Source organism: Nocardia jiangsuensis (genome assembly GCF_042650385.1).
Taxonomy (GTDB): Bacteria; Actinomycetota; Actinomycetes; order Mycobacteriales; family Mycobacteriaceae; genus Nocardia; species Nocardia jiangsuensis.
The window spans coordinates 506395-521747 of sequence record NZ_JBHSAX010000013.1 but is presented as its reverse complement, the minus strand read 5'-3'; the positions used below and the strand labels follow the sequence as shown (position 1 = coordinate 521747).

The window sequence follows — 15353 nt, the reverse complement described above, 5'->3', positions numbered from 1 at the left end:
AGGAAAGAGACAGCCCCATGAGCAGCTTGACCAGCATTCTGGTTATCGTCCTGAATTTCGTCCGGTGGGCCGGGCTCATCGTGATCGCGATCGTCGCGATCGGAATTCTGATCGCGGAGAGCGCGCGGACCAAACTGGCCGCGACGCGGATTATCGGCGTCGGCGCCTCCGCGGTGCTCGCCGGTGTCGTGCTCTGGGTGCTGCCCGCGCTCATCAATTACGCCCGCATCGATTCCAACAGCATCGTGCCGAATTTCCCCGTCGGTTACGGTTCATGAGTGACGTCGTCAAGGTCTTCACCCCGATAAAAAGGGTGCCGACGGTCATCGGGAAATCCCAGAACGGGCAGAAGCTGCCCTTCGGGCCGTACACGCTCCCGCAGGTCGCGGCGGGCATGGCCGGGCTGCTGCTCACCGGCATCGGCACCATGACGCTGCCGGCCAACCCGGCGGTCACCTTCGGCATCGGCACCGCGGTGACGGTGCTGATCGTCTTCGCCGGCGGCCTCGTCCCCTACACGGGGGTGCGGCTCTCCTCGCGGATCTGGTGGATCGGCAGGCTGCTCGTGCTGCGCAGGCCGGTCTCGGCCTCCGGGATGCCGATCGGCTCGGACTCGGCGGAGCAGACCACGTTCATCGAGGAATCGGTGGTGCTGCTGCTCCCGGACGCGAAGGCGGCGTAGGCGATGGCATTCGACCGGGATCTGCAGCCGACGGCAGCGGTCAGGGGCAACCTGCAGTTCACCCACTCCGGGCTGGTCACCGCGACCTACTTCGTGGAGCCGCTCGGCTACGGCCTGCGCAGGGGGAGCGACAAATTCGACGTGAAGGCGGCGCACCACGCGCTCGTCACCAGCCTGCCGGACGGCGCGCTGCTGCTCGGCATCCAGGCCAGGCTGAACACCCTCGACGTGCTGACCAAGATGGTGGAGGGCGTCGACCTGGACACCTGCGAGGACTACGCCGACGAGGTCGTCGCCTCCTTCGAGCGGATGCGCGCGATCGGGCCGCGCACCCGGATCCACCTGCTCTCCATCCCGGTCGGGGCGGGCAACACCGGCATCTCCGGGCTCGCCAGGGTCTGGCGCGGCAGCACCACGGCCGTCGACGCCACCGCGATCTCCCGGGCCGAGCTGGACGGCTACGCGGAGAAGGCGAACGAGATCCTCTCCCGGATCGGCGGCGACTTCGACCCGGTCCCGGTGCCCGCCTCGCTGTTCCAGTGGCTCTGGGAGCACTACCTCTCGCGCGGCGCGGTCGGCGATCCGGTGGCGCCGGCGCGGGCGGGCGCGCTGGACGACGCCACCGCCGCGGTCTTCCGCTCCGCGGCGCTGGACGAGGGCGCGCGCAGCGACGGCAACCGGCGGCTGCGCCCCTCCTTCGTCCCGGTGATCAAGGTGGTGCAGCCGGACTTCGAGTACCGGCCGTCCTACCAGGCCATGCTCACCCCGCACTCGTTCCCCTACTCCGGCATGGTCTTTCCCGGCGGCAGCGAGTTCCTGACCGTGCTGGAGGCGATGGAGAACGTCACCGTCGACTGGGCGATGCGGATCGCCACCCGCTCCGCCGACCAGGTGCTGAAGAACAACGAGCTGAATCTGCGCCGGCTCGGCGACCAGATGGACCAGCGCGACCAGGAGGTCTCGTTCGCGCAGAACACCCTCGCCGCCAAGGCGCAGATGCTCGGCGAGTACAACAACCACTTCGAGGTGAACAGCGGCGAGTCGGAGGTCTCCTTCACCACCGTGATCGCCGTCGGCGGGCCGTCCCGGGAGATCGCCATGGACGCGGTGAACACGCTGAAGCGGCGGTACAAGCGGTTCCAGGTGGAGCTCGCGGCACCGGTCGGCGCCCAGGTCGACCTGTGGTCGATGTTCGTGCCGGGCAGCCCGCCGCGGCGCGCCTTCGACGATTTCGCGCACATCGTCCCCTCCGACATGTGGGCGGGGTTCGTCCCGTTCACCACCAGCCAGGTCGGCGACGACAGCGGGCCGGTGATCGGGGTGAACCTGCTCTCCGGCAATTTCGAGCCGATCCACTTCGGCATCATGGAGGCGGCGCTGCACGACTTCTCCGCCTCGTTCGCGGTGACCGGCGAGCTCGGCTCGGGCAAGTCGTACTTCCTGAAGCTGATGGCGGTGCTCGTCCACGACATGGGCGGGCAGTTCCTCGCGCTCGACCGCAGCCAGGTCGGGGAGTGGGAGCACTTCGCGGGCACCATCGACGACGCGGTGGTGATCGACCTCGCCGACCCGGCCGTCTCGCTGGACCCGCTGCGGCTGTTCGACCCGCGGATCGCGGGCGAGCGCGCGCTCGACTCGATCCTGCCGCTGCTCGACCTCTCGCCCACCTCGGGCGCGGGTGCCGCCGCGAGCGCACTGCTCTCGGTGAAGGGCCTGGCCGAGCACGGTATCCGGAGCATGCTCGACCTCTACCGCACGGCCCGGCGGCTGCGCGGCGATGGCGAGCTGGCCGCGGAGTACGCGGACCTGGCCGCCCGGCTCGGCACCATCGTGGAGCGGGTGCCGGTGCTCTTCGACCCGGATCTGCCGCCGCTGCGGCTGGACGCCGCCGCCACCGTCGTCCGCAGCCACAGGCTGGCGCTGCCCAGCGCGGAGGAGCTGACCACCCCGCACCTGTACCAGCGGCTGCCGCTCACCAAGCGGCTCGGCACCGCGCTCTACGAGCTGGTCGGGGTGGCGGCGCGGGAGGCGTTCCTCAGCGACAACGGGCGGTTCGGGCTGCTGGTCGGCGACGAGGCGCACCACTTCACCCAGACCCAGGTGGGCGCGGCGGTCACCTCCGACTTCAGCAGGGACGGCCGCAAGCACCTGGCCGCGATCGGGCTCGCCTCGCACGACCCGGCCACCGACTTCCAGGGCGCCGCGCACAATCTCGTCCCTAACCGCTTCGTCTTCCGGCAGCGTGACGAGGTGCTGGCGCGGAACAGCCTGAGCTGGCTCGGCGTCGACCTGGAGGAGGCGCCGTTCCTGCTGCAGGTGCTGCGCGAGGAGACCTCGCCGCCGGTCGGGGTGGGGCGCAGGGTGCCGGAGGAGCGCCGCGGCGAGATGTTCATGCGGGACGCGCTGAACCGGATCGGCCGGGGCAAGGTACTCGGCCCGGCCCGGCCGGACCGGGCGGCCGCGATCACCAGCACCCCGACCGCCGCGCGACAGACCGTGCCGTGACGGCGGCGAGCGCGGTCATCGGGAAAGCGACGCGGTGGCGGCGCTGGGTCACCGCGACCCGGCGCAGGCGCTGGACCGCCCGGCTGCTCGCGGTGCTCGCCCTCGCCGTCGTCCTCCCGGCCGCGCTCGGCGGGGTCGCGCTGGCAGGCAGCGGCTCGCCGAGCACCCCCGGCTCGGTCAACAGCGCGCTGAGCTGGATGGCGGTCCAGGACTCCGCCGGGGTCCCGCTGGCGCAGTACATGTTCGTCACCGACCGCGGCGGCGTGCTGAACCCGGGCAACACCGTGCTCTCGACCATTATCAGCCTGGAGTTCGCCGGCTGGGTGGTGATCGTGACGACGGCGATCTGGATCATCGGCTACGCCCTGAGCTTCCAGTGGCTCGCCTCGATCGGCTCTGCCCTGGAGGGGGTCGCCGCCAACCTCAGCGGGCAGCTCGCCACCCCGATCATGCTGCTCACCGCGGCGGCGATCGGCGCCTTCTTCGTGGCCTACTTCATCGTGCGCGGGCAATCGGCGAAGGCGGTGGCGCAGGTCTGCACCATGGTGCTCGTCGCCATCGCCGGGCCGTTCTTCCTGGCGCACCCGCTGGAGGACGCGCTGGCCGCGGACGGGGTGCTCGCCAAGGGAAGGGACGTCGGCATCACCGTGGCCGCCGGGCTGAACGGCAACACCGAGGTCAACCCGATGCGGCTGGTGGCGGCCATCCAGACCACGCTCGCGGACAACCTCGCGCGGCGCCCGCTGCAGGTCTGGAACTTCGGGCACGTGATCGACGACCGGCCCGTCTGCGGCGGGGTCTGGACCAGCGGGATGCTCGCGGGCGACGAGGACCGGGTCAAGGACGGGCTGGAGAAATGTGACGCCGCCGCCTTCGCCGCCGCCTCGAACCCGGGCGCCGGGCAGATCGGGGCCGGGCTGCTGATGCTGGTCACCGCGCTGATCATCTGCGGGCTCGGGGTGATGCTCGCCTGGCGCATCCTGCGCGCCGGGATGCGCGTGCTCAAGCACGGCATCTACTCGATCTTCGGCTTCGCGGCGGGCGGTTTCGTGTACGGGCCGACGCAGTCGTTCCTGGTGTACAACATCGTGGACGGGCTGATCGCGGCCGCGGCCATGGTCGTCAACACCATCGCGCTCGGCGCGGCCTGCCTCTTCTACGGGAACCTGTTCCGGCAGGCGGGCGGGCAGGTCATGTCGGTCCTGGTGATCAGCGCCGGGGCCGGGCTGGTGCTGATCGTCGAGCTGAACCTGCTGAACCGGAAGATCGCCGGGGGCACCGACTGGATCGTCGACCGGATCGGGAACGCCATGCGCGGCGAGAGCGGCCGCGCGGCGGGCGGCGGTGGCGCCATGGGGACGGGCGGTGGCGCGGGCAATTCCATCGGCGGGCTCGGGCTGCTCAATACGCTGGCCGCGGTGAGCACCATCAACAGCTCCCCGGTGACGGAGTGGCTGTGGGCCGGAACCAGGAATCCGCTGCGGCCGCGGGCGCACGCGGAGCGCGGGATGCAGCAGGCGCTGTGGGGGATGTACAACGCGCCCGGCCTCGGCGGCCCCACCGGCTGGATGGTGCAGGCGCAGCTCGGCCGCGAGCAGCTGGCCGTCGCCGCCCGCTCCGGCGCGGTGCACGGCGGCGGTATCGACACCCCGCGCGGCGCCGCGGCGGCGATCCGCAGGCTGCGGAACTCCGGCGGCCTGCTGGACAGCGCCTACGGCGCGCTCACCGGCGCGGGGTTCGCGGACCGCGAGATCATGGCCCGCGCCGTCCGCTCCTGGGGAATGATGGAGGACAACGCCGAGGACGAGACGCTGGCCAACAAGCACCTCGGCCACGTGGTCGCCGCGATGCAGATCGTCGGGCACGCCTCCGACCGGTTGATGGCGGGCAACGGCGACCCGGACGAGATGGTGTCGCACCTGGCGACCCTGGAGGCGGTCGCGAACCGCTGGCGCAACGCGCACGCGGGCGGGGTCACCCTGGACGGCGGCGCCGTCACCGGCGCCCAGCGCCGGTACGTCGAGGACTACATGCGGAACCCGACCATGCAGAAGCTGAAGGATCTGCAGTCGGTGGCCGACGGCGATTCCTCGACCGCGCCCACCGCCCTGCACAGCATCGACCGGAACGCCGCGGGCCGGATGATGAAGTGGATCGGCAACGAGCACGCCAAACGCACCACCGAGGCGGTCGACTCGATCCTGCGGGACATCTCCGATCCGCAGCGCATGCGCGACGCCAGGGCGGTCATCCACGCTGCGACCGACACCGACCTGTGGAGCTCCGGCGTGGAGCGTGGGACCTGGCACACGGTGACGCCGCCCAGTACCCACCGGGCCGACGTCGCGGCGTGGCGGCGCGCCATGGCTCCGGTGGAAGAACGGCTGCGGTAGGCGACGATGTTCGGTCGACTGATGATGCTCGCGTGGCTGGTGCCCCGGCCGCGGCAGCGGGACCGCGACCGCTCCGGCGGGCGCGCCGGGTGGTGGGCCGGTGGCGCGGTGGTGCTCGCCCTGCTGGCGATCCCGGCCCTCGCCGTGGTCGCCGCGGCGGGTTCGGTCTCGACCTCCGCCGCGGACCTGCGCTACCAGTGCGACAGCGCGGTCGGCCCGGACCCGTCCGGCGGCGCACCCGAGCCGCCGCCGCTCACCGCGACCCCGGGCCGCGCGGCCGCACCGAGCACCAATCCCTATGCCGCGCTGACGATCCCACCGGAGTCCGATGCCGTGTCGGCCTGGGAGCGCAGCTGCGTGGCCGCCATGCGGACCGCCCCCTACCAGGAGCAGCCCTGGGGGCACGGCAATACCGGCGCCGCCGCCGCGTGCGCGCGGGAGCTTGCGCTGGCCCGGCTCGACGCGCAGCAGGTCGCCGACCCGGCGACCTTCACCAGGGCGGTGATCTACGGGGCCTCGCTCGCGGCTGCCGGCGGCCGGTGTGCGGAGCCGGCCGTGGTGCCTGCCGATCCCGGCGCGGGCGGCGCGGCCTGCGGGCGTCCGGTTGCCGGCGCCGCGGCGGTGCTGCTGCCGGAATCGACTGCGGCGCAGGGGGGCTGCGGGCAGCGGGTGCACCGGACGGCGGTCTCGGCGGGTGATCTGGTCTTCTGGGACTTTCGGGGGAACGCGCCCGCCAGGGCCGGGATCGCGGTCGGCTCCGGGCAAGTGGTGACGGTGGAGCCGGGCACCGGGCGGGTGGTGTGGCAGGCGCTGCCGACCGGCGGCGATGTGCGGGTGAAGCGGGTGCTGGGCGGGGCGGCATGACGAGCGCGGAGCTGTGGTCGATCGCGGAGCCGGTCGACGCGGAGGGTGCCGAGGCGGTCGAGGGTGGGCAGGGGGAGCGCGGTGCGGCGGTGACGCCGTGGTCCGGGCAGCGTGGCGGGCGCGGGGGGCTGCCCGCGGTGCCCGCGGTGAGCGCGGTGACCGCGCCCGCCGCGCCCGTGTCCGCACCGGCGCCGGCCCCGCCGGGGAGCGTCGGGATTCCGGGGTTGCCGGGGATCACGGTGCCATCGGCCCTGCTGCCGCCCGCGCTGCGCCCGCAGACGCCGGGTGGCGCTGCGGTGCCGGGCAACGCATCGGGTGTCGCCGCCGCATCGGGCGCCGCCGGGCCGGGTGTCGCCGGGCCGGGTGCCGCCGCGCCCGCGGCTCCGGCTGTCGCGGCGCCGGTGCAGGATCCGCCGCCGCCCGCGGTGGACCCCGACACCCTCGGTGCCGTTCTGCCCGCCGCCGCCACGGCGGGCACCATGGCGCTCGGCATGCTGCCGACCCTGGCCGAGGCGCTGCTCGGCGGCGGCGGGGGTTCCGCCGGGACGGGCGGCAGCGCTCCGGCGACCGGTGGCACCGCCGCACCGGCGGGCGGCACCGCGGCGGCCGCGGGGTTGAGCCCGCAGGATCAGCGGGTGCTCGAGGTGCTGAAGGCGCTGGTGGCGGCCTACGGCGACGGCGACACCAAGGACCCGCGGGTCGCCGCGTTGCGCAGGGAGCTCGGATCGGGCTCCGGCACCGGCAGCGGCGCCGCCGGGGTCAAGGCCAGGCAGCTCTACCAGGCCAACTTCGCCAACGCCTACAACACCCTGGACAACCAGCTCGCCGGCTACATCACCCGCGCCGCGGGCAACACCGAGGTCGACCGCACCGCGATCCACAACCTGCTCCGCGAAGTCAATGTCGCCGTCAACGAGCTGGGCACCCGGGCGTACACCAGGGAGGGGCAGCAGCAGGTCCACAAGATCCTCACCGCCGCGCTGGTCAAAGCCAACGCCATTGCCGGGGGCACGCACGCGGGCAACACCGACACCGCCGCCTTCATCAATCAGCTCACCGCTCAGTACCTCGGCAATATCGCGGGCCGCAAGACACCGGCGGCGGGCGTCGGCGGCGCGGGAGCACCCGCGAGCGGCAAGGTGAAGACCGCGCTGGACACGGCGCGGGCGCAGTTCGGCAAACCCTACGTGTGGGGCCACGAGGGGCCGAACTCCTTCGACTGCTCGGGGCTCATGCAGTACGCGGCCAGGGCGGCCGGGGTGAAGATCCCGCGGGTGGCGGCGGACCAGTACCGCGCCCTCCCCAGGGTGACCGGGCCGCTGAAACCCGGCGACCTCGTCTTCCCCGCGGATTCCTTCGACAGCAACGGCAATCCGGGGCACGTGATCATGTACGCGGGCAACGGCGTCTGCTACGCGGCATCCAAGAAGGGGGTGCCGCTCGGCGAGGTGCCGCTGCCCAAGAACTACCGCGCCGCCCGCTGGGCCTGAGCGCTCAATACCCGACGTACCCGCTGCCGTCGCGCAGCCCGACGATCCCGGGCACATTGCTCACCGAGCCGTAGCGCTCGATCGCGTACCGCGTCCCGGCGATGATGTTGTCCACCGGGTTCCAGATATCGCCGTGCCCCGGCAGCGCGTAGGCGGCGAAGGTGGGGTCGATGGTCTGCATGAGCCCCTTGGACGGAATGCCCTTGGCGGCATTGCTGTCCCACAGGTTGATGGCGTTCGGGTTGCCGCCGGACTCGTGCTGGATGATCGCCGCGATGGCGGCGGGATCGATCTGCCCGGTGTCGTAGCCGTGCTGCCGCAGCACCCGCATGGCCTCGTCGATCCACTGCCCCTGCTGCCCGGTGGGGCGGGTGCGCGGCGGCCCGCCGCTGCCGCTCGCCGCGACCGCAGGGCGCTGGGTCGCGCGCTTGCGCGGCGCGGACTGCTGCAGATACCGGTCCGCGAGCCCGGCGACCCGGTCCGCGGTGAGCGCCGCCGCGGCCTGCCCCTGGCCGAGCACCGCCCCGGCGCGCTGCAGCGCATTGCCGAGCGTGCCGATCACGAGCCGCCTGCCGACCGCGGTGTTCTCGACGCTGCCGAGCGCGGTGAGCGCGGTATTGACCTCGGCGATGATCGCGCCGATCGCGGCCCTGCCCCGGACGGAGTTGTCGACGGCGCCGTCCAGGATGCGGTTCAGTTCGGCGTTCATGGACTGCGCGGCGGCGTCCTGCCCGGCGGTGATCCCGCTGTCGGCGGCGTAGCGGGAGTTCAGCGCGCCGTCCCAGGCGATCGGGCCGGTCGGGCGGCCGTCGGCGAGCCGCGGCGGCGCGTACGGCTGGCCGGTGGCGGCGAGGGGGGTGCCCTGGCCGTACTGGGCGGCGATTATCGCCAGCGTGCCGAGTGCGGCGGCGGCCATCGGCATGCTCGCGCCGGATTGCGCGGCCACGGCGTCCGCGCGGATCGGGGCCGTGCCGCCGGTGGCCGCGGTGGTGCTCGCGGCGGGGGCGGTGGCGGCACCTGCCGGTGCCGGACCGGCGGTGCCGCCCTGACGTGCCGGGGGCGCGGCGCGGGCCGGGTTGCGGGTGGCGGTGGTCGCGCGGCGCGGCCGCTCCGGGGCGGCGGTCGTGGCGCGGGGGGCCGGATCGTCCGGGCCGGTGGCCGGATCGGGCGGCCGGTCGGGGGAGTGCGGGGGTCGGGTGGCCGGCATCAGTACCCCACGTACTTGCGGCCCGCCCGCACCGCCACCACGCCGGGCACATTGCTCACCGACCCGTACCGGTTGACGGCGTACCTGGCGGCGGCGACGATATTGTCCACCGGGTTCAGGATGTTGCGGTGGCCGTCCACCGCCCAGCGGTCGAAGGTCGGGCCGATGGTCTGCATGAGCCCCTTCGACGGAATTCCCTTGGCGGCATTGCTGTCCCAGTTGTTCACCGCGCTGGGGTTGTTGCCCGACTCGTGTTTCGCGATGATCGCCAGCGCGGCCGGGTCGATCTTGCTCGGGTCGTAGCCCATGCCGCGCAGGATCTGCACGGCCCGGGCGATCCAGTCGCCGACCTTGCCGCCGGGGAGCCCGCTCACCGGGGTGGTGTCCGGTGTCTTGCGGCCCGCGATATTGCCGAGGTACTGAGCGGTGAGCTGATTGATGAAGGCGGCGGTGTCGGTGTTGCCCGCGTGCGTGCCCCCGGCAATGGCGTTGGCTTTGACCAGCGCGGCGGTGAGGATCTTGTGGACCTGCTGCTGCCCCTCCCTGGTGTACGCCCGGGTGCCCAGCTCGTTGACGGCGACATTGACTTCGCGGAGCAGGTTGTGGATCGCGGTGCGGTCGACCTCGGTGTTGCCCGCGGCGCGGGTGATGTAGCCGGCGAGCTGGTTGTCCAGGGTGTTGTAGGCGTTGGCGAAGTTGGCCTGGTAGAGGCGGCGGGCCTGCACCGATTCGGCGGCGGAGCCGGTGCCCTGGGTGCGGCCGATGTCCTTGCGGAGGGCGAGGACATCGGGGTCCTCGGTGGCTCCGTCGCCGTACGCGGCGGCGAGAGATTTCAGCAGTCGCAGCGCGCGCTCGGCCTGCGGACTCAATCCTGTTGCGGTGGTGAGTGGCTCGTCGGTGGTGCCAACGGTGGGCGCGGCCGGGGCGGCGGTGCCGGTGCCGGTGCCGAGCTTGGCGAGCGCGTCGGCGAGGGTCGGGAGCAGGTTCGTCGCCGGGTTCGCGGCGGCGGAGGTGTCCGGGGCGTCGGTGTCGTCGTCCTCCGCGCGGGTGCGGTCCGCCGTGCTCCCGACGCCGGTGTTCGGGGCTGCGAGCGGGGCCACCCAGGGCGCGGCGGCGGTGGGCGGGGCGGGAAGTGCGGTGCCGGCCGGCGCCGCCTGCCGCAACAGGGCGGAGGGGGCGGTGATGCCCGCCAGCGCGGAGAACTGTTTCGCGGGAGCGGGATTCGACGCCGCCACCGGGGTGACCGGGGGCTCGGCCGGAGCGCCGGCGCGCACCGGTATCGCCGCCCGGCGCTCACCCCGCGGTGACCACGGCGTCACCGTGACGGCAGCGGTCTCGTCCGCCGCCACCTCGGCCTGCACCACCTCGGCCCCCTCGCCGGGGGGCCGGAGCCCGGCGGTGGTCATCGGCGGCCGTCCGCGCGCCGGCGGTGGGCGGGGTTCATCCGGCGCTCCCTCCTCGTTGCGACGGTCGGCCGGTGGGCTCGGCGGCACGGCTCCTCAATCTTGGCCGCTGCCGGCGTCGATCGCGTTCCCACCGGTGGGAATCTCGGACAATGGTGCTCGAGTCGAAAGGGCGAACGCCGTGTCACTGTGGGGCGACATAGCCACCGGGCTGGCAGCCACCGCCGGCTTCGCGCTGGGCGGCCCGGTCGGGGCCGCGCTGGCGGGCGGGGTCGTCGGCGGCCTGATAGCCGGGGCGGAGAACGGCTGGGACATGGACGCCGTCCTGAAGGGGGCGACCGTCGGCGCGATCGGCGGCGCGCTCACGATGATCGGCGGTGGCGTCGGTGTCGCGGCGGCCAGGGGCGCGATCGGAGCCAAGACCTCGCTCGCCATGGCCTCGCCCGCGCAGTTGATGGAGCAGGGGCTCTTCAAGGGGTTCATCCCGCGTGCGGTGGGCGGAGCCCACGTCGCCCCGGGGAAGCTCTACGGCGCGATGGCGGCCCCCCTGGCCTCGCCGCTGTTCAACGCCGGGATATCGCTGCTGGCCCCGCCCGGGCAGGGCGCGATCCCGCTGATCGACATCAGCCTCCCGACGTTCCCGCAGCCGATGCCGCGGGTCATGATGCCGGATCCGGCGAAACTGCCGGACGGGCTCTCGCTCTCCGGCGCGGTCGTCGACCACTACCGGAATCTCCCGCCGCTCTACCTCGCGAACTGGGAGAGCTTCGGCACCGGACCCAAGGAGCCGCCGCCGAAGACCTGGTCGGTGCCGGCGATCACCGCCGAGGGCGCGGCGAACATCCCGAGTTACGCGCAGCGCGTCGAGCAGCTGGCGGCCACCTACGAGCGCATGCGGGCGCACGACAGGGAGGTCGCCGAGGCCGTGGGCCGGGTCGGGGAGCAGGCGGCCGCCGGGCAGCGGATGGTCGGATCCCAGGTCGAGGTGCTCACCGCCATGGCGCAGGTGCATCCGGCCGATACCGCCGCCATCGACACGCTGGTGGAGGAGAAGGTGCTGCGACCCATCCCGCCGCAGGCAGGCGGGCCGGTGGTCTCCGAGGACAACTACGTGATGACGGTGATCGAGTCCGTCACCCACCGGGCCGAGGCCGACATGCGCGAGATGACGGAGGCGTTCCGCAAGCTGGCCGGGGAGGTCGAGCCGCCCGCCGCGCCGCGGGATACCGGCGCCGACCCGAAGGCGGAGCCGAAGACGCGGTCCGACTCGGACGATTCCGGCGCCCCGACCGGCCGGACGGACGAGCGGGGCGGATCCACAGCGGACACCACCGGTACCGGCCTGCCACCGGTCACGGCCGTTCCGCCACTCGACTTCCAGGCCGGGCAATCCGTGCCGCCGGGGTCCGGTGACCTCCTGAGCCCCGGATCGGCCGCGGCACCCGCGAGTACCACTGCCCCGGCCGGGATCGCGGGTACGACAACCGCCGCGCCCGGTACAGCGGGCACGCCGCTCACCCCCGCTGTTCCGGTCGCACAGCAGCAGCCCGGCGCGACGTCGACCATGGGCTCCGGTGGCCTCGACCCGATGCTGCAGCAGGCCATGCTGCAGCGCGCGGCTGCCGAGCAGGGGCGGGGGTCGAACCGCGGTGATCGGGAGCGGGAACGGCGTGGCTCCGGTCCGGCCCCGTCCGTGCGGCCCACCGCCGCCGGGCCCGCCACCCAGACGGCGTCCGCACCGCGGCCAGGCACGGTGCAGCCCGCGTCGACCAGCACGGCGGCGCAACCGGCGAACGCCGCGCGCACGGTCTCGGCTCCCGCGACAACGGCGCCGCCTGCCGCAGGCCCGGCGGCCGACGGCAACCGGCTCCAGGAGTTCGTCTTCCGGGACGGTCGCTCGGTCATGGTGCCGGAGGTGGTCGCGCACGCGCTCGCCTCCGCCGTGAGCGACCACGTCGGCACCGACGCGCGGGCGGCCTACCAGCGCACCGCGCTTCCACTGCCGCCACCCGGACAGCCCTCCGGACTTCCCGTCGATCCGTCCGAGCTGCGCACCGGGGACATCGCGCAGTGGTTGCCGCCCGACGACGGCTCGGCGACGACCGTTGCCTCGGCGGCGGCATCGACGGCCATCGTGGTGATGTTCGACAACGCGCCGCCCGAGGTGATCGTCGCGGGAGAGCCGCGGCCGCTCGCCGAGGTGCTCGAGCGCGACGGCGGCGCCTTCGGGGTGTTCGGCGGATTCCGCCGTCCGCCCGGCGCCGACGCGGGCGCCACCGCCGTTGCCGTCGATCCACAGGCCGCCGTGCCGGTCACGATTTCGGGTTAGGGGCGCGCGATGCCGGACTGGGGCGAGGAATGGGGTTTCGTCGTCGACCTGGGGGTGACCGCCGTCGCCAACCGGTTGCTTCCCGGTAGCGGTGGTGCCGTCAAGATGCTCGGCGCGGCCGCGCTGGCGGGTGGCGCGGGCGGTGCGGCCGGTCAGGTCATGAGTGGTGACGGTGACAAGGCGGTCTCCGGGTTCCTCGTCGGCGCGGCGGGCGGCGCGGCCGGCTTCGGCGCCGGAAAGGCGCTCCAGGCCGGGGCCGGGAGTCTCTCGAGAGGCCCGAGGGCGGCACTCGACAACGTCGCCGCCGCCGACGGCAAGGTGACGGATGCGGTGGCGAAGCTCGCGGACGCGCGCAAGGCCGTGACTCAGGCGAAAGCCGATCTGGACCAGGCGAAGGCCGCCGCCGCGGCACGCCCGGGCAGCAAGAAGCTGCAGAACGCCGAGCAGCAGGCGGAGGCCGCGCACCGGGCGGCGACGGCCGCGCGGGCGGACGCGACGAAAGCGCTCCGCACGGGGCGCGCGGACCGGGCCGCGCTCGCGGAGCCGACGGGAGTGAAACGGCTGCTCGGCCAGCAGGGGCACCGATTCGCGCAGGCGATGGGCTCGTCCTGGGCGAGGGCGCTCGGCGTCGGGCTCGGGTCCGCCGCCTTCGTGGCGCTGTGGGATGTCAAGTCGGCGGTGGCGCTGCCGGGGCAGGACCCCACGATCGAGCTCGTCTGGCGCGGCGACCACGTGCCGCAGTACCTGACGCCGCCCTTCAGCCCCGACCCGATGTTCACGGCGACCGGGGCGGGCTTCCTGCTACAGCCCGGTGGATTGCCGCACGAGGTGGCGGAGTGGCACGGGGGCAGCGGGGACTCGGTCGCCACCGCGCTCTCCGAGAACTACGAGCTCTTCGGCGATCCCAGTAAGAAGACGCCACTGGACGACAAGGTCATCCCACGCTTCGCGCCGGTGGAGATCACGACCGGGGCCGACGCGATCCCGGCGAACTACCCGCAGGTGGTGGACCGGCTCAACGGAGCCGCCGGTCGGTTCGACGCCATGCAGAACACGATCCTGAACACGGTGCTGCCCGAGCAGGACGAGATCACGAGGGTCGGGCGGGCCAATATCGCGGACCTCATCGACGGCATGAATCGGCTGGTCGCGGCGAATCCGGGCGGGAACTTCTCCGAACTCGCCGCCAAGGCGCTCGCCGACGTCAGCGAGAACACCGCGCGCAGAGCGCGGGAGTCGGGCGACAACGCGAAGGATGTGCCCGATCCGGACAAGATCACGGACACCGAGGCCGTCACGAAGCTGATGGAGCAGCTGGCTCGATCGGGGCAGCAGGGCGCTCCCGCGGCCGGGACCGCCGGAACCACCCCCGGTGACTACGGGCTGCCCGGGATCGACGGCTCGGACCTGCCCGGCTCCTCCCTGCCGGGGATCGACGGCACCGGCTCGGGCAGCGATTCCAGCCGCAGCGCCGACGCGCTGGACCGTGCGGTGCAGGCCGCGCAGTCGGCGAACCAGCCCGCCCCCGGAACGCCGATCACCCCGGGTTCCGCGCCGGGGGTGAACCCGGGGGCCGGGATCGGCTCCGGTCTCGGGATGGGCTCGGGCATGGAGATGCTGCTCCCGATGCTGGCCCAGCAGGCCATGGCCAGGAACTTCGCCGACCAGGACCGCGACCTCGGCCGCGATCTCCGCGACCCGGACCGCGGGAACCGCCCGCCCGCCGTGCAGACCCCGCCGATCACCACCCCCGCGACCCCGGCGCCCGCGCCGCAGGCCGCCGCGCCGGGCACGAACCCCGCGCCGAACGCGAATCCGGCGGTGCACGCGCCGAACACCGCGCCCGGCCAGCCCGCGGTCGCGCCGCCCGCCCGGGTCGTCGGCGAGGACGGCAAGGTGCCCTACGACTTCCCGGACGGGCGGCACCAGCGGGTCTGGCCCGCCGTCGCCGAGGCGCTGGACGCCGCGTTCGCGGACCGGGAGCACACCGACGCGCACGCGGCCTACCAGAAGACCGCCGCGAAGTGGAGCGACGTGAAGTCCCTGGAGCGGGTCGACCCCTACGCCATGCAGACCGGTGACGTCGCCACCTGGGTCTCGGTCACGAGCCCGGCCGGCGCCGAGCCGACGGAGCCGCCGAAGGCCGAGATGTCCACCGGTGCACCGCCCATGGGCGCGAGCGTCGGCGGCTCGGCGGGTGGCGAGGTGGCGCCGCCGCAGGACGGCGCGCGCGGCTCCGCGCCCGGCGCCGACCGCACCGCGATCGCGGTGGTCTTCCCGGCCGATGAGGGCGGCACCCTCGAGGTCGTCGTGCAGGGCGAGCTGCGGCCGTTCCAGGCCGAGCTGGCCGATGCCACCGGGCCGCTCGGCGATTTCGGCGGCTTCGCGCATCCGCCCGGGGTCGGGGCCGCCGCGCCGCGCGGCGGCGAGCAGGTGCCGGTGGGCGACCCGGTCGCGGTACCGGTGGTCTGAGCGAGGGG

General features: G+C 73.7%; 10 protein-coding genes. 8 read left to right on the top strand and 2 right to left on the bottom strand.

The genetic code is table 11. The features are described 5' to 3' along the window. Nucleotides 1-17 precede the first annotated feature (17 nt). From ACFO0B_RS13955 to ACFO0B_RS13930, 6 genes are read left to right on the top strand one after another with little or no spacing between them, the layout of a single operon-like run. Complete coding sequence (locus tag ACFO0B_RS13955) at nucleotides 18-278, top strand: hypothetical protein (RefSeq protein ID WP_233019411.1); 261 nt, start codon at nucleotides 18-20, stop codon at nucleotides 276-278. Continuing rightward, the gene (locus tag ACFO0B_RS13950; RefSeq protein ID WP_378612829.1) at nucleotides 275-682 is read left to right on the top strand and encodes a hypothetical protein; all 408 of its coding nucleotides are present in this window, start codon (nucleotides 275-277) and stop codon (nucleotides 680-682) included. Before ACFO0B_RS13955 ends, ACFO0B_RS13950 begins: the two co-directional genes overlap by 4 nt. Before the next feature lie 3 nt (nucleotides 683-685). Next, nucleotides 686-3187, top strand: a complete 2502-nt coding sequence (locus ACFO0B_RS13945) for an ATP-binding protein (RefSeq protein ID WP_378612828.1) — start codon at nucleotides 686-688, stop codon at nucleotides 3185-3187. Next, nucleotides 3184-5580 carry a hypothetical protein gene (locus tag ACFO0B_RS13940; RefSeq protein ID WP_378612827.1) on the top strand — a complete coding sequence of 799 codons (2397 nt, stop codon included), beginning with the start codon at nucleotides 3184-3186 and terminating at the stop codon, nucleotides 5578-5580. Before ACFO0B_RS13945 ends, ACFO0B_RS13940 begins: the two co-directional genes overlap by 4 nt. A 21-nt stretch (nucleotides 5581-5601) precedes the next feature. Continuing rightward, nucleotides 5602-6444, top strand: a complete 843-nt coding sequence (locus ACFO0B_RS13935) for a hypothetical protein (RefSeq protein ID WP_378612825.1) — start codon at nucleotides 5602-5604, stop codon at nucleotides 6442-6444. Next, nucleotides 6441-7934: a C40 family peptidase gene (locus ACFO0B_RS13930; RefSeq protein ID WP_378612824.1), complete on the top strand. Its 1494-nt coding sequence runs from the start codon at nucleotides 6441-6443 to the stop codon at nucleotides 7932-7934. Before ACFO0B_RS13935 ends, ACFO0B_RS13930 begins: the two co-directional genes overlap by 4 nt. Nucleotides 7935-7938: 4 nt before the next feature. Here ACFO0B_RS13930 and ACFO0B_RS13925 read toward each other — a convergent pair whose 3' ends face one another. Next, entirely contained in the window at nucleotides 7939-9141 is a 1203-nt protein-coding gene (locus tag ACFO0B_RS13925; RefSeq protein ID WP_378612822.1) for a transglycosylase SLT domain-containing protein, read from the bottom strand. Beyond that, nucleotides 9141-10547 carry a DUF4226 domain-containing protein gene (locus tag ACFO0B_RS13920; RefSeq protein WP_378612821.1) on the bottom strand — a complete coding sequence of 469 codons (1407 nt, stop codon included), beginning with the start codon at nucleotides 10545-10547 and terminating at the stop codon, nucleotides 9141-9143. The genes ACFO0B_RS13925 and ACFO0B_RS13920 overlap by 1 nt, the downstream gene beginning before the upstream one ends. A gap of 178 nt (nucleotides 10548-10725) precedes the next feature. Between ACFO0B_RS13920 and ACFO0B_RS13915 the strand changes: the two genes are divergently transcribed. Together ACFO0B_RS13915 and ACFO0B_RS13910 are read left to right on the top strand one after the other, a co-directional pair. Further along, nucleotides 10726-12873, top strand: a complete 2148-nt coding sequence (locus ACFO0B_RS13915) for a hypothetical protein (RefSeq protein WP_378612820.1) — start codon at nucleotides 10726-10728, stop codon at nucleotides 12871-12873. Nucleotides 12874-12882: 9 nt separating this feature from the next. Then, nucleotides 12883-15345 (top strand): hypothetical protein, encoded by a 2463-nt coding sequence (locus ACFO0B_RS13910; protein ID WP_378612819.1) that lies wholly within the window; start codon nucleotides 12883-12885, stop codon nucleotides 15343-15345. Nucleotides 15346-15353 lie beyond the last annotated feature (8 nt).